This window comes from Streptomyces yaizuensis, from assembly GCF_034961445.1.
In the GTDB taxonomy this organism is placed as follows: Bacteria; Actinomycetota; Actinomycetes; order Streptomycetales; family Streptomycetaceae; genus Streptomyces; species Streptomyces yaizuensis.
The window spans coordinates 12,401-30,031 of the sequence record NZ_BSBI01000018.1 but is presented as its reverse complement, the minus strand read 5'-3'; the positions used below and the strand labels follow the sequence as shown (position 1 = coordinate 30,031).

Here is a 17,631-nt window from a genome sequence, read left to right as displayed (position 1 = left end):
GGCCCTCGTGCTTCAGTCGCTGCGGCCGGCGGGATGCCCGCCGCCGCCCGCCCGCCGCTCCGGTCGCGGCGGGCCCTCAGTTCATCGGAAGCGTTATCCCCAGCTCACGCATGGCGGCCGACTCCGGCCCACCCTCGGAGCGCTGGGTCTTGTACCCCTTCACCCCGGCCTTGATGGTCCTCGGGTCCACCGCCTCCGAGGGCGCCCCCGACGCGTACAGCCCGTCCGGCCGCCCGTCCCGGTCGTGCGGGAGCAGCCAGAAGACCCGCCGGAGGAAGGTCCCCGACACCCGGGAGGAACGTGCCTTCGGACCAAGAACCGCATAACCGACCATTCGGCCGTCGCGGTGGTACGCGGGCCTGCCCCGGCGGGTCGGCAGCCGGTCCAGGGTCTGGCGTACGTAGTCCAGGGGTTCGATGTCTTCCAGCCACACCAGCTCGGCCTCGTGGGCCAGTTGTGTGGGCTCGATGAGGGCACTCATGACATTTCTCCCACTTCGGCGTTGAGCCCGATCCCGGGATAGAACTTGCGCTGGTTGGACAGAATCATCTCCTTCGGGGTGGAGATGCCGACAGTGTCCCGCACCCGGGCGGCAAAGGCGCGGGAGGATGCCGGGTTGGCTCCTTCCAGCTGGCACCAGTCCTTGTAGCTCGCGTAGAGCTGGGTCTGCTCCGCCCGCATCGCCGGGCCGAGCGTGCAGCACTCGGAGAGGAAGCGGCCGGTGTGGTCCTCCGTCTCCGCGTACGCGGTGGTGGCGGTCCGCACCTGCTCCGGGCCCGTGAGGTCGCGGGGGCCGTTCAGATAGCGCCGGGCCCCCTCCACCAGCCAGTTGAGGATCCCCGGACCCTCCTCCGTGACCAGGACGTCGGCGAGGTTGTCCACCTTGCGGTCGTCGTCCACGACCCGCTCGAACGGGATCAGCTTCATCCGGCGCCAGAACGCGTACCCACCCGTGCCCACCTCGGGCCGGTGGTTGCCCAGCAGCCAGAGCTTATGCGTCGGGCCGAAGCTGAAGAAGTCCTGCCGCATCCGGCGGGCCTTGATCCGGTCGCCACCGGTGAGCAGCTTCACCCGGGCCTCGTCGAAGCGGTCGCCGGGCTTCAGCTCCGAACAGACGATGATCCGCCGGCCGTGCAGCTCCGCCAGGTCGGTCGGGTGCCCCTCGAACGGCCTGGCCATCAGGAAGCCCGGCGGCGCCGCGTCCGCGTAGTCGCCCAGCAGCTTGACCATCACGTCGAGCAGCACGCTCTTGCCGTTCTTGCCCTGCCCGTACAGGAACGGCAGCACCTGCGCGCCCACATCGCCGGTGATCGAGTACCCCAGCAGCTCATGCAGGAAGTCGATCATCTGCCGGCCCTCGGCGTCGTCGCCGAAGCAGTCCGCGAGGAAGCGCTCCCAGCGCGGCGTCGCGCGGGGCCGGGGCGCCACGCTCGTGGACCGGGCGTGGTAGTGCTTCTCCGGATCCGGCGGCGTGAGCGTGCCCCGGGTCAGGTCGATGACGCCCTCGGGGGTGCACAGGGCGTACGGGTCGGCGTCGAGCATCGACGGGCTGAGGACCATCCCGGGCGCGGCCTTCGCCTGCGCCAGCATCGCCTTGATGCCGGCCGTCGACAGCGCCCGGCGCCGGTGCCGGCGCAGCGAACTGTCCGTGAACCGGCCCCGGACATCGGTCTCGGCGAGCATCTCGGCCATCTCGCCGGCCGCCCACATGACGCCGTCGTCCTCGTCCAGGTCCCAGCGGTACTTGTTCCAGCGGTACCAGCCGAGCCCGGGGACATGGCGGAAGTCCCGCCCGTACAGCGAGACGAAGAGCTTGGCGTTGCCCCGGTCGCTGAGGCTGTCGGGGAGCACGCCGTGCTCGCTGGCGACGCGGGCGGTCTCCGGCCCGGGCGCCGCCTGCGCGGGGACGCCGCCGGGGGAGCCCAGGATGATCTGACGGGCCACCTCGACCGGGTCGAACAGGCTCGCCTGGGACGTGTCCCGGGCGCCCTGGACCGGTCCGTGGTCGCTCTCGCGCACGGACCCGTCGGTCTGCTCCCGGGTCACCCGGGAGTGCTCCCGGCGGGTGGTGTGGGTGGACTCTTGAGAGATGGGGGCGTCGTTCACCTGCGTTCTCCCAGGTCGAGTGGCCGCCTGCTGCCCGCGCCCATACCGCTGCGAATGATCGCCAGGCAGCGGCGCTCCTGCCCGGGGCGGGCGTGCAGCGCCGCCGCCAGCAGCGCGGACTCGGCGGCTTCGGCGCTCATCCGGCCCGCGCCCACCAGCCCGCCGGCGGTGAAGGCGGCCCGGTTGAGCTTCTCGCTGAATCCCGTGCCCTCGGGGGCCGAAGCGCACTCCACGACCGCCGCGAGCACGGTGGCGAGCGCGCGCTCGGCCGAGTCCCGCCCGCCGCGCGCGGCGATGACGGCGGCACGGGCCCGTGAGGGTACGGGGGTGGGGGAGGCCCCCCGTGGTGGTGGCGGCACGGGTCGATGGCCGGTGCGCGCCAGCTCGGCCCCGAGCCACTCGGGCAGCGGGGCGGGTTTCCGTACGGAGCCGCAGACCGTGTAACGGCCGGAGGCGGTACGGGTGCCCGGCGCGATGATGTACCCGCCGTGCGCCCGGACGTCGACCTGCCAGGCGAGGGCGCGCGCGGCGCCCGAGCCCGTGGAGCAGCGCCACTCCTGCCCGGGGCGGGCCGTGTACCAGAGGTGCAGCCCTCCGGACGGTGTCCGTACGCGCAGGGTGCTCGCGTCCTCGGCGGGGTCGGGCCGGCCGCGCAGCGCGGCGAGGACGGCCAGGCTGTGGAAGCCGTGCCGCAGCCCGTCCAGGCAGACCGAGTCGGGGATGTGGATGCCGGGCAGCAGCCGGTCGGGGGTGGGCAGCGGGGCCGGGTGGGCGTCGACGTCGATGACGACGAGCCCGGCGGGCCCGCAAGCCACGCCGACGCCGAACCGGGGCTGCCGCCCCCACCAGGCGCCGATGACGGCGGGGTCCGTGGTGGCTGCGTGGAAACCGTGACACCAGTGTCCCGCCGGAATGCAGGTGCACTCCTGGGGCGAATGGGGACGGTCCCGGCAGTCGGGGCAGTTGGGCGCCGGGGTCTTGCGCCCGGGGGACAGGGGATGGACGGGCCACCCCTGCGCGGCGCACCACAGCGCGGTCTCCAGCGGGTCCGCCCAGGGCGCAGGCACAGCGTCGGACGCTGTGCCGGACCCGCCCAGGGCTGAGTCGCTGTTAGGAATCCCCAGGTCAGGGGGCATCGACGTTCCTTTCAGCGACTGAAGCGACTCAACTTCACAGATGTATTCAGCACAGGCTAACCGACCGTCTTCCGCGGGTCCGGCAGGTGCCGGGAACGGCGGGGCGGCGCGTGGTGTCCCGGGGGGACCGGGATTCCCGCCCTGGCGCGTACAACGAGAAAGATCGGCAGGGGAGACGGCCCGCGCGGCAGATCATCAGACCGGGGGCGCGCGGGGGATATTCGTACGCCCCCGGGGTGTCGGCGTGCCGCCGAGGGGCCGGTCTCTCCTGCCTGATACGCGCGGAGTGCCTGCTTCGCCTGGATCGTGGAGACCTGGAGGGTGAAGCCGGTTCCGGTACGGTTCGCGATGGCGGTCCCGGCATCGTTTCCGACGTCGTCTCCGGCGCGGGAGTCAGGTGCGGAAGGGAGGAGTCCGGGCATGCCGAAGGAGCCCTGCGGCACTCTGGCGCAGGGCGAAGCCGACCCGGCTGACCGGGCACACGTCCCCCGTGGACCTCGTCGTTCCCCGTGACAAGGGCGCCCGGCCGTGCTGGCCGACGGCCGGCGCCCGTAGCAATAAAGCGCATCGGCGGATGGTTGTCGAGGGAAGGCAACGCGGGCCGTGGGCGATCCGGACACCGCCGGAGCCGTCGTTCCGCTTCCCGCCGGACCTGCCGTGCGCCCGACCGCTCCCGCGCCGGACGCACGGCGGGGCCGCGCGCGCCGTCACCGGGTGAGAGGACGCGCGCTCCCGGGGGGACCGCCGCGCCCCGCAAGGCCGCCGGGCACTGTGCCTCGTCTATCCCGTCCGCCCCTTCTCCCAGGTTCGGTGGCTCATGGGCCGGGGGACGCTCAGTCGCTCCGACCCGGTCGCCCCGTGTGTCCCGGTGGCCCCGTGTGTCCCGGCCGTACTGCTCGCGCCGGATGTGCCGTTCGCTCCGGAGGGGATTCCCGCCCGGCCCAGCTGCTCCAGCCGGACCGCCAGCCCGTCGAGCGTCCGATCCAGCCCGTAGGCGAAGTTGTGGTCGCGGCGCGCGGCCGGGTCGTGCTTGCGCGCCGCCTCGTACGACCGGTGGAGCCGGGGATGGTCGCGCACGGCCTCCTCCGTGGCGGGCCACAGCCCGCTCAGCGACTCTTGTTCGCTCTGCCCGCTCCGCGCGAGCAGGGTCAGCCAGGCCGCCTCGCCCGCGGTCGTGCCGGTGACGTACGCGAAGATCACGCGGACCGCGCTGTCCGCCTCGTCCGGCGGGAAGCCCGCCGTCTCGAAGAGACCGAGCACCCGGTCGGAGAGGCGGGTCATGTTGGGCCCGAGATAGGCCACGCCAAGACCGCCGAGGACGGACGCGATCCAGGGGTGGGCGAGGACGAGCGCCCGCATGTCGTGGGCGAGCCGGGTGATGAGCACCCGCCAGCCGGGCGCGGTCCCGGGGTCCGGGACGGGGATGTCCAGCTCCCCGTAGACCTGGTCGACGACCAGCTCGATCAGCTCGTCCTTGTTGGCGACATGCCGGTAGAGGGAGGTCGCGCCCGCGCCCAGCCGGGTGCCGAGCCTGCGCATGCTCAAGGCGTCGATGCCGTCGGTGTCGAGGAGTTCGACGGCCGCGGAAACGATCTGCTCCCGGCTCAGGGACGGTTGCTCACGGCGGTCCCGGGGCCGGGCCCACACCGACGGAATCGGCTGCGGGTCGACGGGCATGCGCCCTCCTTCGTCTCGTCCGGCCCCACGGTAGCGCACGCCATTCGCAGGAAGCGTACGCCGTTAAAAGATGAGCACAGTGTTCGCATCGCTGGGTACGGTGTGCGCGCCGCTGCGGGGGAGGGCAGCGGGGCAACGGCAGGCCCGTGCGGGGCGAATGGGGCCGATTTCGCTGCTGGTGGTGCTTGGACGCTTGTGAGGGCTCGGGTGGCTCAGACGGCCGTCGCGGGCCGGCACACGCGCCTAAAGCGGGGACTGTACCGGGCCTATAGCGACCCACAGGCGCGCTGGAGGACGCTGCTGTGCGAGTCCCCGACCCAACCCGGTCCGGGTACCAGCGCCGGCCCCCCACCCCCGGAATCCGGATCCGGGGCACCGGCGCCGCAGGCCGCGGCCCGGTACCGACCTACCGAACCCGTACAGCCCTCGTACACCGGTACGCCGGTACGCCGGTACGCCGGTTCACCCCCCCCGTACAGCCGCTCCCCGCACACGGGACGACGAGCGAGTGAGGATGGACATGACCTTCGACCCCACCGGGGGCCTGGCCCTCTCGGTGCTGCTCTCCCTTGTCTCCGCGATCGCCTACGCGGGCGGCGCGATCGTCCAGGAGCGGGTCGCGTCCACCACACCGGAAGGGCTCGCCACCCTCCTCCGTACGCCCGGCTGGTGGGCGGCGAACAGCCTCAACGGCACCGGCGCACTGCTCCATGTCGTCGCGCTGGCCTGCGGGCCGCTCAGCGTGGTGCAGCCCCTCGGGGCGCTGACCATCGTCTTCGCGCTGCCGCTCGCGGTGCTCTGCACCGGGCGGCGGGCCGGCGCGACCGCCTGGCAGGGGGCGGCGATGGCCACCGCCGGACTCGCCGGGCTGCTGGCGCTGACCGGCTCGGCGGGCACCGGCTCCCTCGCGGCCGCCGACCGGGCGCCGCTGGCCTGCGCCTCGTTCGCCGCGGTGGCCGCGCTCACGACGGCGGGACGCGCGGCGCGCCGCAGTCCGGTCACACGCGGCACCTTTCTCGCCTGCGCGGCGGGCGTGGCCTACGGGGTGGGCTCGGTCTTCACGAAGGCCGCCGCTGTCGACTGGGCGGCGGGGAACACCGCCGGGGCGCTCACCACCGTGGTCGTCATCGCGGCCTTCGCGGCGGCGGGCACGGTCGCCTCGCAGGCCTCCTACCGGGGCGCGGGCCTCGCGACGCCGCTGGCGGTGGTGACCGTGGTCAACCCCGTGGTGGCGGCCGTGATCGGGATGGCGCTGCTGGGGGAGTCCTTCCGGTACGGGGGAGTGGGCTCGGTCCTCGCGCTGGGCGCCGGGGCGATGGTGGCGGGCGGTCTGACACTGCTGACGCGGGAACGGGTCCGGTCGGGGACGGCCGGACCGCAGCCGCAAGGGATCGTTGACGTAGATCCCGTACGGGCTCGGGACCTGCGGGAAGCAGCCGCCGGCGCGGCGCGGCGGGTGCGGATCGTCCTGCCGGCGCCGTTCACCGCAGCCCCGCGTCTGCGCCCGGACGCGGATGCGGACGGTGGGGAGAGGCCGGCGGCTCTCTCCCCGGCGGGCTCCCACGCCTGACCCTCCGGGGCGTCCGAAACGTCAGGGGCGTCCGAAACGTCGGGGGAGTACGGAACGTCAGGGGGAAGTCAGCGGCGCAGGCTCAGCACGACGGCGGGCCCGAGTTCCTGACCGTCGGCGGACGGGAGGCTGCCCGCGACATCGAGACCGTCGCTGTGCGCGGAGACGTGCCAGGCGCTGAGCGGAGCGCCGTCGACCGCACCCGGCAGCTCCAGCGAGCCCCAGGAGCCGTGCCGGTACCGCAGCACCCTCGGCGCCTGGCCCGCGAAGGCGTCGGCCACCGTGGCGACGACCACCGGCGCACCGCCCGCGAAGGCCACCGAATGGATTCGCTGCACATCGTCCGGCACCGGCACCTCGGTCCAGCTCCGCCCGTCGTACCGCAGCACGAGCCCGGAACGCACACCCCCGCCCAGCGCCTTCCTGCCGACCGCCCACACCGTCCCGTCGGGACCGGCCGTCACCGACTCAAGACCCGCCCGTATGCCTGCGAACGAGGGCAGCTGTTCCTTGTGCCACCGCGTGCCGTCGAACCGGAGGACCAGCGGCTCGGCCCCGGCCCCGGCCCCGGCTCCGTCGACAAGGTTGCCGACCGCCCATGCCGTGTCCCGGCCGGTGGCGACCACGTCCCACAACGTGACCTCGCCCGCCGGGCCCTCGCCCACGTCCGGCAGGTGCGCGGGCTTCCACTCGGTGCCGTTCCAGCGCTGGATCACCCCCACGTGCCGGGAGGTGTCCGGGGCCATGGGCACCTGCTGCCAGCCGACCGCCCAGGCGTCCCCGGGCGTGCGCGCGTCGACGGCGAGCAGCCCGCCACCGATGGCGTCCGGGGCGCTGGGGGCCGGCTCGGTGCGCCACCGCGTACCGTCCCACCGCTGGGTGACGATTCCGCCGCCGGTGAGGTTGTCCCCGACGACCAGGGCCGCGTCCGGCGACACGGCGTCGACATCGTTGAAGCGCATGCTGTTCGCCTCGACCGGCACGGTCGGCAGCTGCTTCCAGCCGGGACCCACGCGCTCGTCGCGCTCCCAGAGCGCGGGCCGCAGGGTGATCAGCCCGTTGCCCAGGCGGGCCGTGCGCAGCCCCGCGACCCAGGTGCGGTGCGCGTCGACCCGGGTGCTCTTGAGGGCGGACGCCCGGTCCGGGGCCACCTGCGAACTGCTCCACCGGGCGCGCTGCTCGGGCGGGGACCCGGAGCCCGACCCGGGGCCGGCGGCCCCAGCGGAAGTCGTACCCGCGGCGACGGCCAGCGCCGCACATCCCACGAGAAGGGCCCGCGCCCGGCTTCGGCGCCGGCCGTGCGGACGGGAGCGCGGGACTGAGCGCGGGCCGGAGCGATGGGTGTGGCCACGGCGGCGAATACTGGTCATGCGTACGGCCTGCCTTCCTGACACGAGGTCGGTGCCCTTGAGTGAGCCCGGCTTCTGAGGAACACCGGCTGCCCGGCAGCGGTTTCGTCATTACGTGATCACCGGCCGGGCCAAACTGGGTCGAACCGGGGCAGATGGCAGGGGAGTTGCGCGCGCGGCGATGCGTACCGGCCGTTCGGGTGGCCTGGGCGCCGGGCCGTGGCCGACACGCCGGGACCGCCACGTACGGTGGAGTGTCGCTCGGGGGAGACCGGGCCGCTCGTTCTCGTCGTCACGGCGGTACGGACGTCCCCGCGGGCACGCGGTGGGCCCGGCCCCCGGGGGAGGGGAGCCGGGCCCGGTCCGCGCGGCTGCGGGCAGGGAGGCGCCGGCCGGGCAGCACCAGCACGCGGGCTTCCCGCCGAACCACCTCCCCGGCCGGGGCCGTTCCTGGTACCGGGGTGCACGAGGGGCGGATGGCGGCGCTCACCAACCCCGTCGTCCTGACCTGACGGCATGAAGACTTCGAGAGAGAGCGGGGCACGACGTGCCGCTGTACGAGATCCGGACGGGTGTCTTCGCGTCCCCGGCCGTGGCCGCCGAGGTCGCGGGGGAGTTCCGCCGCTTCCTGACGGAACGGGCCGTACCGTGCGAGCAGTCCGTGGTGGGCCCCGACGAGCCGACGCCGGACGCGGTGATGACCGTGGCGGAGCTGTACGAGGAACTGCCGGAGCAGTGGGCGGCCGAGCACCCGGGCGAGGCCCCGGGCGAGCGGCGGGTCCACGAGATCAGGACGGGTGTCCTCCTGCCGTCCCGGGAGGACGTGGCCGGACTGCCGGAGGAGCTGACCGGCCTTCTCTGCCCGGACTCGCAGCACTCCGGGCCGTGTGCGGTGCCCTGGACAGCGGGGTATCCGACCTCGGAGGAGGAAGCGGAGGAAGCGGAAGCGGAGGAGGCGGCGACGGGGACGGGCGGGGAGGAGCCCGGCCGCCCCGGTCGTCGGCTGGGCGAGATCTACGGGGGGCTCACCGGGGCCCGCTGACGGCACCCGCTGACGGCACCCGCACGGTGAACTCCCCCGGGGGAAGGTGCCCCGGTCCGCGCCGCCGGCCGGTTCAGGCGCCCGCCGTGCCTGCCGTGCCCGCCGCGTCCGCCGCCGGCCGGTCCAGGGCATGGAGGGCGTACACCGTCACTCCCCGATCCATCAATGTGTCGTCCCGGAGCCGGGAGAAGCCCAGCCGGGCGGCGACCCGTGCCGACGCGGTGTTGCCGGGGTGGATCATGGCCGTGATGTAGGGGACGCCCAGCGCCCCCGCCCCGAAGGCCCAGTCCAGGCAGGCCCGCGCCGCCTCCGTCGCGTAACCGTGGCCCCAGCTCTCCGCCGACAGGGTCCAGCCGATCTCCGTCTCGCCGAAGGCCTCCCAGTGGGTGAGACCGCAGCGGCCGAGGAAGGCGTCGTCGCTCCTGCGGTGGACGGCGAGGATGCCATGGCCGCGCTCGGCCCACTGGCGTTCGCTCAACCGCAGCCGGTCCCGGGCCGTCTCCAGCGTGTACGTACCCACGAAGGCGTTGACCCGGTCGTCCGCGTGCAGGGCCACGAACCGGTCGGCGTCCTCCGGACGGAACGGACGCAGGGTCAGGCGCTCTGTCTCGATCACGCGACGATGCTCATACGCCGGTAACCGGTCGATCCCGGAGGGGAAACGATCAACTGCCCCTTCGCGGAAGGGGATCACCGCCCCGGCCGGGCCGTCCTACGATCACGGGGTGACCGACATCGACATCGTGGACAGACGACTCGTCAAGCGCATCGCCATCGGCATAGCCCTGGTAGCACTGCTTCCGTTCCTGCTGCCCGTCGTCATCGAGCAGCGGAATATCGTCAACGGCAAGCTGACCGAGTACACCTACCTCAACTTCACCGCGATCGTCGCGGGGCTCGCCTCGTTCGGGTACGCCTACCGGACCTTCACCGACCTCCGCTTCCAGGGCCGGCACCAGCGCGTCTTCACGGTGCTGCTCGCCGTCCTCGTGGTGCTGGGACTCTTCCAGCTGGTCCGGGGGAGTGGCGTCGTCCCCGCCGTGACCGAGTGCTCGGCGTCGTTCAGCCTGGACTTCTGCCGCCCCGCCTGAAGGAGTGACCCGTGACCGTCAGCCCCCACCCCTCCCGCTTTGTCGACGTCCCCGGCGGCCCCGTCCACGTCGTCACGGACGGTGAAGGCCCGCTCGTCGTCCTGATCCACGGCTTCCCCGAGACCTGGTACTGCTGGCGCCACCAGATCCCCGCGCTCGTCGCCGCCGGATACCGTGTCGCCGCCCTCGACCTGAGGGGCTACGGCCGCTCGACCCCGGCCCCGACACCCGACGACTGCTCCATGCCGCAACTCGTCTCGGACGTCGTCGGCGTCGTGGACGCCTTCGGCGCCGGGCAGCCGGCCGTGGTCATCGGCCACGACTGGGGCTCGAACGTGGCCTCCCACACCGCCCTCGCCCGGCCCGACCTCGTCCGCGCCCTCGGGCTGCTCAGCATTCCGTACGCCTCCCGCAACCACACCGTCCCCACGGAGAACTTCGCCGCGGTCGGGCCCGCCGGATTCCGTTTCTATATCGACTTCTTCCAGACACCGGGGCTCGCCGAGGCGGAGATCGAGGCCGATCCGCGCGGCTGGCTGCGGGGCCTGTACGCCGCGGTGTCCGCCGGTACGAGCGCCCCGGCCGCGTTCCTCGTACCCGACGGCTCACGCATGTGCGACCAGTTCCCCGCCGCGACGCCGGAGTGGCTCACCGACGACGTCCTGGACCACGGCGTCGACGCGCTGCGGACGGCGGGAGTCCGCAGCGCGCTGAACCGGTACCGGAGCATCGACCGGGACTGGGAGCTGACCGCGGAGTGGACGGGCGCGGCGATCGACTGCCCCGCGCTGTTCGTGGCCGGTGACCAGGACCTCTCGGCGCAGTGGATGCAGGACGCGATCGACGCGTTCCCGCAGTCGCTGCCGCGCGTGGAGACCCATGCCATCGAGGACTGCGGGCACTGGATCCAGCAGGAGAAGCCGGCCGAGTTGAACGAACTGCTGCTGGGGTGGCTGTCCAGCCTGCCCCGCTAGAACCTGCCCTTGGTCAGGACGCGTCGGCCGGTTTCTCCCAGACCGAGACATGCCGTTCGCTCCCGCTGGTGAAGGGTTCCCCCGACCACCCCTCCCACCGGTCGCGCAGCCGCAGCCCCGCGATCCTGGCCATCAGGTCCAGCTCCGCCGGCCAGGCGTACCGGAACGGAATGGACCGGTACGAGCCCTGCCCGTCGACCAGCTCCACATAGTTGGAGCTGAACGCCTGGGTCACGACGTCGTACACGTCGAAGGCCCAGCGCGTCGGGCTGATGTGGAACGGGACGGCGGTCTGCCCGGCCGGGAGCTTCCGCAGATCCGGGACGCCGACCTCGATGACGAAGCAGCCTCCGGGCTCCAGATGCGCGGCGGCGTTGCGGAAGCACTCCACCTGGGCGTCCTGCGTCGTCAGATTGTTGATGGTGTTGTAGACGAGATAGACGAGGGAGAACGCCCCCTCGACGCGCGTCGTCGCGAAATCGCCGATCGTCACCCCGATCCCGGCGCCGCCCGGCTTGGCCCGCAGCCGGGCGACCATCGCCCGCGACATGTCGATGCCGTGGACGGGGACTCCCCGGGCGGCCAGCGGCAGGGCGATCCGCCCGGTCCCGATGCCCAGCTCCAGCGCCCGGCCGCCGCCGGCGAGGGCCGCCAGGAAATCGGCGGTCTCCGCCACGACGTCCGGCGCGAACATACCCGTCGACGTGTCGTAGCCCGCCGCCACGCTCTCCCCGAACCAGCCGTCCTCGATGTCATCCATGATTCCGGACCCTAGGACGGCCTTTCTCGTCAACGCACCTTATTTAAGGGGAGGTTGGGCGGTCGCCGGTGTCTGTTTCCTCGGGGAAACTCGCGTAGTACGCGGCGGCCATGTCCTCCCGCCCATGGCCCTGCGCGGCGGCGCGCTCCATCCGCGCCGCCCCCGCATCCGCCAGGTCCAGCCGGACCCCGTACCGCCGCCCCGCCTCGCTGATCAGGCGCGCGTCCTTGGCCGCCGTGGCGACCGCGAAACTCGCCGGCGTCAGGCGGCCGTCGCGCACCAGATCGGCCTTGAGCCGCAGATAGCCCATGTCGAGCGGGCCGCCCGCGATCAGATCGAAGAAGCCCTCGGGATCCACACCGAGCGCCCCGGCCAGGGCCAGGATCTCGCCGGCGGCGTTGGTGGCGGTCAGCACCCAGCTGTTGACCACCAGCTTCAGCCGGGTGGAGGTCCCGGCCGCGCCGTCCTCGCCGGTCCACACCGTACGGGAGCCGATCGCGTCGAAGACGGGTGTCACCGAGGCCCGGTCCCCGGCGGGTCCCGCCGCGAGGATCTGGAGCTGCCCGGCCTCGGCGGGCTCCCGCGTACCGAGCACGGGCGCGTCGAAGAAGACCAGCCCGTGTTCGCGGGCGAGCCCCGCCAGCTCCGGCACGTCGTCCACGCCGACGGTGGTGGACTGCGCCCAGACCGCGCCGGAGCGCAGCGCGGGGGCGGCCTCGCGCACGACGTCGAGTACGGCCGGTCCGTCGTGGAGCACGGTGAGGACCACGTCTGCGTCCCGCACCGCGTCGGCGGGCGTCGCGGCGACATCGACACCGTCCGCGACGAGGCCCTCGGCCTTGGCGCGGGTGCGGTTCCAGGCCCGTACGGCATGGCCGGAACGGGCGAGGTTACGGGCCATCGCGGCGCCCATCACGCCCGTGCCCAGTACCGCCACGGTGAGCCGTTCGGTCATCGGGCGACTCCCTCGTCGTATCTCCTGCACAGATGGAACGCGGGGCGGCCCCCGTCGTCGTACGACCGACCGTACAGCCACGCGACCGCGCACCGGGCCGCCGGGACCCCGGCCGACCCCGGCCCCGGGCCGCGGGTTCACCCGTGCGGACCCGCGCGGCATGCCGTCCCCGCCCTTTCGCTGATCTCCTGAACCTGCCATCCGTCCCGCTGTCGACCGTCCCCACTGTTTTTGCGTAGCGCGAGGAGCACCACCATGACCACAGCCATCATCGGAATGGGCAATATCGGCTCCCGCCTGGCCGCCGACCTGGCGAAGGGCGGCGAGCAGCTGCTCATCGCCAGCCGGGATCCCGCCGACGCCCGGCGGGTCGCCGAAGGGCTCGGCGACGGCGTCACGGCCGTCTCCGTGGACGAGGCCGTCGACCGGGCCGACGTCCTCGTCCTCACCGTCTGGTTCGACGTCATCAAACAGCTCCTCGACGCCTGGGGCGCCCGGCTGAACGGAAAGATCGTCGTCGACCCGTCCAACCCGATCGCCCCGGCCGCCGACGGCTCCTTCACCAAGACGATCCCCCAGGACCAGTCCTCCGGCGGCGTCCTCGCGGCCCAGCTCCCCGACGGCGCCCGCCTCGTCAAGGCGTTCGGCACCTTCATGGCCGAGACCCTGGGCGCGGCCGCGCACCGCAACCCGCGCGCGGTCGCCTTCTACGCCGCCGACGACCGGGCGGCCGGGGACACGGTGGCCGGCCTGATCCGTACCGCCGGATTCGACCCGGTCTCCGTGGGCGGCATCGACCAGTCCATCCGGATCGAGGTCTTCGGCGACCTGCACGAGGGCAGCCTCGGGACCACGCTCACCGCCGAGGAGGCCACGGCCCGCGTCTGAGCGGCGGTGCGCACCCGCCCGGCGCAGCGGAAGGCGGCGGAAAGGCGGCGGAAGAGCGGCGGAAGAACAGCGGAAGAGCGGCGGAAAAAACCGGAGGCGTCCCGGCGCCCCCGGTTGCTACAGTCGTCCCACTGTCACCGACCGAGGAGACCAGACATGGCAGGGACTGACGACATCTCCGGGTGAAGACCCGGTTCCGGCAGGCCACGGGCCGACGCACGGACGCGTCGCGCCCCCACGCGTGAGCACATCGCCGCGCAGTGGCCCGCTTCGTCGTCCCCTTCCGCTCCCGCCCATGTCACGCGGACGGCCCCTGCCCGGCGGCCGCCCGCCCGCTTTCCGCGAGGTCCCTCCATGCCCCTGACCCTGCCCGCGCCCGGCGCCGCCGCCCCCGCCTCCGTCGTCTGCTCGAAGCTCTCCTTCGCCTGGCCCGACGACACCCCCGTCCTGGACGACCTGTCGTTCACCCTCGGCAGCGGCCGTACGGGCCTCGTCGCGCCCAACGGCTCCGGCAAGTCCACCCTGCTCCGGCTGATCGCCGGCGAGCTGAGGCCCACCGGCGGATCCGTCTCCGTCGGCGGCACCCTCGGCTATCTGCCCCAGAGCCTGCCGCTCTCCGGCGGGCTCACCGTCGCCGAAGTCCTCGGCGTCGCCGACGTGATCCGCGCCCTGGACGCCGTCGAATCCGGCGACGTCCGCGAGGAGCACTTCACCACCATCGGCGACGACTGGGACATCGAGGACCGCACCAGGGCTGAACTGGACCGGCTGGGCCTCGCCGGCCTCGCCCTCGACCGGACCCTCTCCACCCTCAGCGGCGGCCAGGCCGTCTCCCTCGGCCTCGCCGCCCAGCTGCTGAAACGACCCGACGTCCTGCTCCTCGACGAGCCCACCAACAACCTCGACGCCGACGCCCGCCACAAGCTCCACGACGTCCTCGCCGACTGGCACGGCTGCCTGCTGCTCGTCAGCCACGACCGGGCGCTCCTCGACCGCATGGACCGCATCGCCGAACTCGACCGGGGCCGGCTGCGTCTGTACGGGGGCGACTTCACCGCGTACGAGGAGGCCGTACGCGCCGAACAGGAGGTCGCCGAGAAGAACATCCGCAACGCCGAACAGGAGCTGAAGCGGGAGAAGCGGGAGTTGCAGCAGGCCCGTGAACGCGCCGACCGCCGCGCGAGCAACGCCGCCCGCAACCTCAAGAGCGCCGGTCTGCCCCGTATCTTCGCCGGAAACATGAAACGCGGAGCCCAGGAGTCCGCCGGTCGCGCGGGCCAGACGCACTCCGCCCGCGTCGACGGGGCCAGGGCCCGGCTGGACGAGGCGGAGCGGGCCCTGCGCGACGACCAGCGCATCACGCTCGACCTGCCCGAGACCGACGTACCCGCCGGACGCACCCTCTTCCACGGCGAACGGCTCCAGGTCCACCACGGCGAGCGGGCGCTCTTCGCCCCGGAAGGCATCGACCTGACCGTCCGGGGCCCCGAACGGATCGCGCTCACCGGGGCCAACGGCACCGGCAAGACGACCCTGCTGCGCCTGATCGGCGGCGAGGCGACAGCCGGCACGGGAACGGGGGAGGCGGGACAGGGTGTGGTGAGCGGCGCCAGTGGGGAGATCCGCCGCAACGACGGACGCATCGCCTATCTCTCCCAGCGCCTCGACCTGCTCGACCCCGACCGCACGGTGGCGGAGAACTTCGCCGCGTACGCCCCGGGCCGCCCGCCCGCGGAACGCATGAACCTGCTGGCCCGCTTCCTCTTCCGGGGCGCCGCGGCCCATCTCCCCGTACGCGTGCTCTCCGGCGGCGAGCGCCTGCGCGCCACCCTTGCCTGTGTCCTGTGCGCCGAACCGGCCCCGCAGCTGCTGCTGCTGGACGAGCCCACGAACAATCTGGACCTCGTCAGCGCCGCTCAGCTGGAGAGCGCGCTCGGCTCGTACCGGGGTGCCTTCGTGGTGGTCAGCCACGACGAGCGGTTCCTCGCCCGGATCGGCGTGAACCGGTGGCTGCGGCTCGCGGACGGCGGGCTGCGGGAGACGGGAGCCCCCGAGAGCGCGGAAGAGGACGGAAACGGGAGCGGGAACGGGAAGGCCTGACGGGCGCCGGAGGCCGGGAAGGCCGCCGGCCCGGGGGCCGGGGCGTGGGACGGCTGACTTCCGCAGGCCGAGGGCTGCGTGAACCGCCCACGGTCCCCGCCTTCGAAGGGTTCGTGGTAGCGTCCCGCCAGCACACTAGATAGATCGCTCTAGTTATCGATGTCCGGAGGCACTCATGACCGGCACGCCCACTCCTGCGACCACTCCCGCTACCACTTCTGCGACCACTCCCGCGTCATCGTCCACAACCGACGTGGCGCCTTCGACCGACACCGACACCGACACCGACACCGACACCGACACCGACACCCGCACGGTCACCGTCATCGGCCTCGGGCCCATGGGCCGGGCCATGGCGGGCGCCTTCCTCGACCAGGGCTACCGGGTCACCCTCTGGAACCGCACCCCCTCCCGGGCGGCCGAGTTGGTCGAGCGGGGCGCGGTGCTCGCGCCGGATGTGGCGGGTGCCCTGCGCGCCGGGGAACTCGTGGTCCTGAGCCTGACCGACTACGCCGCGATGTACACGTTGCTCGGAACCGCCGAGGACGCGCTGCGGGGCCGGGTGATCGTCAACCTCGGCTCGGACACGCCGAAGCGGACCGAGGAGGGCGCGCGCTGGGTGACCGAACGCGGTGGGCAGTTCCTCGCCGGAGGTGTCACGGCGGCGCCCTCGGGGATCGGCGACCCTGCCTCGTACACCTTCTACAGCGGTCCGCGCGAGGCCCTGGAGCGCCACCGTGCCGCCCTGGAGGTGCTGACCAGGGTGGACTACCTGGGCGAGGAGCCCGCGCGGGCCGCGCTCATGTACCAGATCGGCATGACGATGTTCTGGACCTCGCTGCTCAGTTTCTGGCAGGCCGTCGCCCTGGCGAACGCCCACGGCATCAAGGCCGCGGACATCGTTCCGCACGCGGCCACGGCGGTGGCGGCCGACCCGGGTCTCTTCGCCTTCTACGCGGCCCGGGTCGACGCGGGCAACCACGCGGGCGAGGCCGACCGTCTCTCGATGGCCGCGGCGAGCGCGGAACACGTGCTGCGCACCATGGCGGACGCGGGCGTGGACACGACCCTGCCGCAGGCCGTCGTGGATGTGTTCGAGCGGGGGATACGGGCCGGCCGGGCGGACAGCAGCACGTCGGCGCTGGTGGAGGAGATGCGGGCCTGAGGCCCGCGTCGCCGGTCGGCGGGGTGTGCCGGCCCCGGGGCACCGGGGCCGGCACAGCCGTCCGTCCGTCCATCACGGCCGTACCGCGTACGGCGACCTGATCAACGGTGCCTGATCAGCACCGTACGTCGGCAGTGCCGTGCGCCGTCAGAACCGTACGTCGGAGCAGGCGTAGAAGGCGTTCGCGGTGTCCGCGATCGTCCAGACGCCCAGGATCAGATGACGTCCGGACTTCTGCGGCAGCGTGCCCGTGTGGGTCACCGTGGCGGCCGGGCGCACCCCGCCGAACGGTACGTTCAGGAACGGCTGCGGCTCCAGGTCGGCGCGGGTCAGCGGCTTGTTGGGGTCGTAGCCGTCCTTGGTGATGTAGTAGCGGAAGTCGGCGGTGGCGTGCCGGACCTTGATCCTCCAGCTGAAGGTGTGGCTCTGGCCGGAGGCGAGCTGCGCGGTCGGCCAGGCGCCGCCGCGCGGGGCGTCCAGCTCGGAGAAGCGGCCGTTGCCGCCGGCGCAGATCTGCCCGTCGGCGGGGCCCGCGGCCGGGAACCCCTTCGGGCCTTCGACGCTCTCCGGTTCCCACTGGATCTGGCCGCAGTTCTGCACCGTGCCCGTCGCACAGTGCTGCTGGCGGCTGGGCGCGGCGTTGGCGTAACCGTGCCCCTGCGCGCTGCCGGAGGCGGCGACGAGGGTGCCGCCGAGGACACCGAGACCGACCAGGACTGACGTGATCTTCCTGCGCATGCTTCGCTCCTGGGGGAGTGTGGGGGTCGCCGGGTGGGGGTGGCGATCAAGCAGTGCGGTCTAGACCAAGTCTGAGCGTA

The 17,631-nt window shown here is 73.1% G+C and carries 16 protein-coding genes; 7 read left to right on the top strand and 9 right to left on the bottom strand.

Going from position 1 to position 17,631, the window contains the following annotated elements; genetic code table 11:
• Nucleotides 1-76: 76 nt before the first annotated feature.
• The 4 genes from SYYSPA8_RS32825 to SYYSPA8_RS32810 form a co-directional block, all read right to left on the bottom strand.
• Nucleotides 77-481, bottom strand: a complete 405-nt coding sequence (locus tag SYYSPA8_RS32825; RefSeq protein WP_323451069.1) for a DUF6009 family protein — start codon at nucleotides 479-481, stop codon at nucleotides 77-79.
• Complete coding sequence (locus tag SYYSPA8_RS32820) at nucleotides 478-1,962, bottom strand: DNA primase family protein (protein WP_407706141.1); 1,485 nt, start codon at nucleotides 1,960-1,962, stop codon at nucleotides 478-480. The genes SYYSPA8_RS32825 and SYYSPA8_RS32820 overlap by 4 nt, the downstream gene beginning before the upstream one ends.
• Nucleotides 1,963-2,102: 140 nt before the next feature.
• Nucleotides 2,103-3,242, bottom strand: a complete 1,140-nt coding sequence (locus SYYSPA8_RS32815; protein ID WP_323451068.1) for a bifunctional DNA primase/polymerase — start codon at nucleotides 3,240-3,242, stop codon at nucleotides 2,103-2,105.
• Between the two features lie 780 nt (nucleotides 3,243-4,022).
• Nucleotides 4,023-4,919, bottom strand: coding sequence for a TetR/AcrR family transcriptional regulator (locus tag SYYSPA8_RS32810; RefSeq protein ID WP_323451067.1), 897 nt, complete (start codon nucleotides 4,917-4,919; stop codon nucleotides 4,023-4,025).
• Between the two features lie 520 nt (nucleotides 4,920-5,439).
• Between SYYSPA8_RS32810 and SYYSPA8_RS32805 the strand changes: the two genes are divergently transcribed.
• Nucleotides 5,440-6,489: a DMT family transporter gene (locus tag SYYSPA8_RS32805; RefSeq protein ID WP_323451066.1), complete on the top strand. Its 1,050-nt coding sequence runs from the start codon at nucleotides 5,440-5,442 to the stop codon at nucleotides 6,487-6,489.
• Nucleotides 6,490-6,557: 68 nt separating this feature from the next.
• Here SYYSPA8_RS32805 and SYYSPA8_RS32800 read toward each other — a convergent pair whose 3' ends face one another.
• Nucleotides 6,558-7,640, bottom strand: a complete 1,083-nt coding sequence (locus SYYSPA8_RS32800) for a hypothetical protein (RefSeq protein ID WP_323451065.1) — start codon at nucleotides 7,638-7,640, stop codon at nucleotides 6,558-6,560.
• Nucleotides 7,641-8,385: 745 nt separating this feature from the next.
• Here SYYSPA8_RS32800 and SYYSPA8_RS32795 point away from each other — a divergent pair.
• On the top strand, nucleotides 8,386-8,880 hold the full coding sequence (locus tag SYYSPA8_RS32795) for a hypothetical protein (protein WP_323451064.1): 495 nt from the start codon (nucleotides 8,386-8,388) through the stop codon (nucleotides 8,878-8,880).
• A gap of 73 nt (nucleotides 8,881-8,953) precedes the next feature.
• Here the strand turns inward: SYYSPA8_RS32795 and SYYSPA8_RS32790 are convergent, their stop codons facing one another.
• Nucleotides 8,954-9,496 (bottom strand): GNAT family N-acetyltransferase, encoded by a 543-nt coding sequence (locus SYYSPA8_RS32790; protein ID WP_323451063.1) that lies wholly within the window; start codon nucleotides 9,494-9,496, stop codon nucleotides 8,954-8,956.
• Between the two features lie 109 nt (nucleotides 9,497-9,605).
• Here SYYSPA8_RS32790 and SYYSPA8_RS32785 point away from each other — a divergent pair, with 109 nt between their 5' ends.
• On the top strand, nucleotides 9,606-9,971 hold the full coding sequence (locus SYYSPA8_RS32785) for a hypothetical protein (RefSeq protein ID WP_323451062.1): 366 nt from the start codon (nucleotides 9,606-9,608) through the stop codon (nucleotides 9,969-9,971).
• Nucleotides 9,972-9,982: 11 nt separating this feature from the next.
• Entirely contained in the window at nucleotides 9,983-10,945 is a 963-nt protein-coding gene (locus SYYSPA8_RS32780; protein ID WP_323451061.1) for an alpha/beta fold hydrolase, read from the top strand.
• 13 nt (nucleotides 10,946-10,958) lie between these two features.
• Here SYYSPA8_RS32780 and SYYSPA8_RS32775 read toward each other — a convergent pair whose 3' ends face one another.
• Nucleotides 10,959-11,705 carry a class I SAM-dependent DNA methyltransferase gene (locus SYYSPA8_RS32775; RefSeq protein ID WP_323451060.1) on the bottom strand — a complete coding sequence of 249 codons (747 nt, stop codon included), beginning with the start codon at nucleotides 11,703-11,705 and terminating at the stop codon, nucleotides 10,959-10,961.
• Between the two features lie 43 nt (nucleotides 11,706-11,748).
• Nucleotides 11,749-12,660: an NAD(P)-dependent oxidoreductase gene (locus SYYSPA8_RS32770; RefSeq protein WP_323451059.1), complete on the bottom strand. Its 912-nt coding sequence runs from the start codon at nucleotides 12,658-12,660 to the stop codon at nucleotides 11,749-11,751.
• 255 nt (nucleotides 12,661-12,915) lie between these two features.
• Here SYYSPA8_RS32770 and SYYSPA8_RS32765 point away from each other — a divergent pair, with 255 nt between their 5' ends.
• The 3 genes from SYYSPA8_RS32765 (at nucleotide 12,916) to SYYSPA8_RS32755 (ending at nucleotide 16,813) form a co-directional block, all read left to right on the top strand.
• The gene (locus tag SYYSPA8_RS32765) at nucleotides 12,916-13,548 is read left to right on the top strand and encodes an NADPH-dependent F420 reductase (protein ID WP_323451058.1); all 633 of its coding nucleotides are present in this window, start codon (nucleotides 12,916-12,918) and stop codon (nucleotides 13,546-13,548) included.
• A gap of 354 nt (nucleotides 13,549-13,902) precedes the next feature.
• On the top strand, nucleotides 13,903-15,648 hold the full coding sequence (locus tag SYYSPA8_RS32760) for an ABC-F family ATP-binding cassette domain-containing protein (protein WP_323451057.1): 1,746 nt from the start codon (nucleotides 13,903-13,905) through the stop codon (nucleotides 15,646-15,648).
• A gap of 253 nt (nucleotides 15,649-15,901) precedes the next feature.
• Nucleotides 15,902-16,813: an NAD(P)-dependent oxidoreductase gene (locus SYYSPA8_RS32755; protein ID WP_323451056.1), complete on the top strand. Its 912-nt coding sequence runs from the start codon at nucleotides 15,902-15,904 to the stop codon at nucleotides 16,811-16,813.
• Nucleotides 16,814-16,960: 147 nt separating this feature from the next.
• On the opposite strand, the gene SYYSPA8_RS32750 is transcribed toward SYYSPA8_RS32755, so the two are convergent.
• Nucleotides 16,961-17,551, bottom strand: a complete 591-nt coding sequence (locus SYYSPA8_RS32750) for a lytic polysaccharide monooxygenase auxiliary activity family 9 protein (protein ID WP_323451055.1) — start codon at nucleotides 17,549-17,551, stop codon at nucleotides 16,961-16,963.
• Between the last annotated feature and the right edge of the window lie 80 nt (nucleotides 17,552-17,631).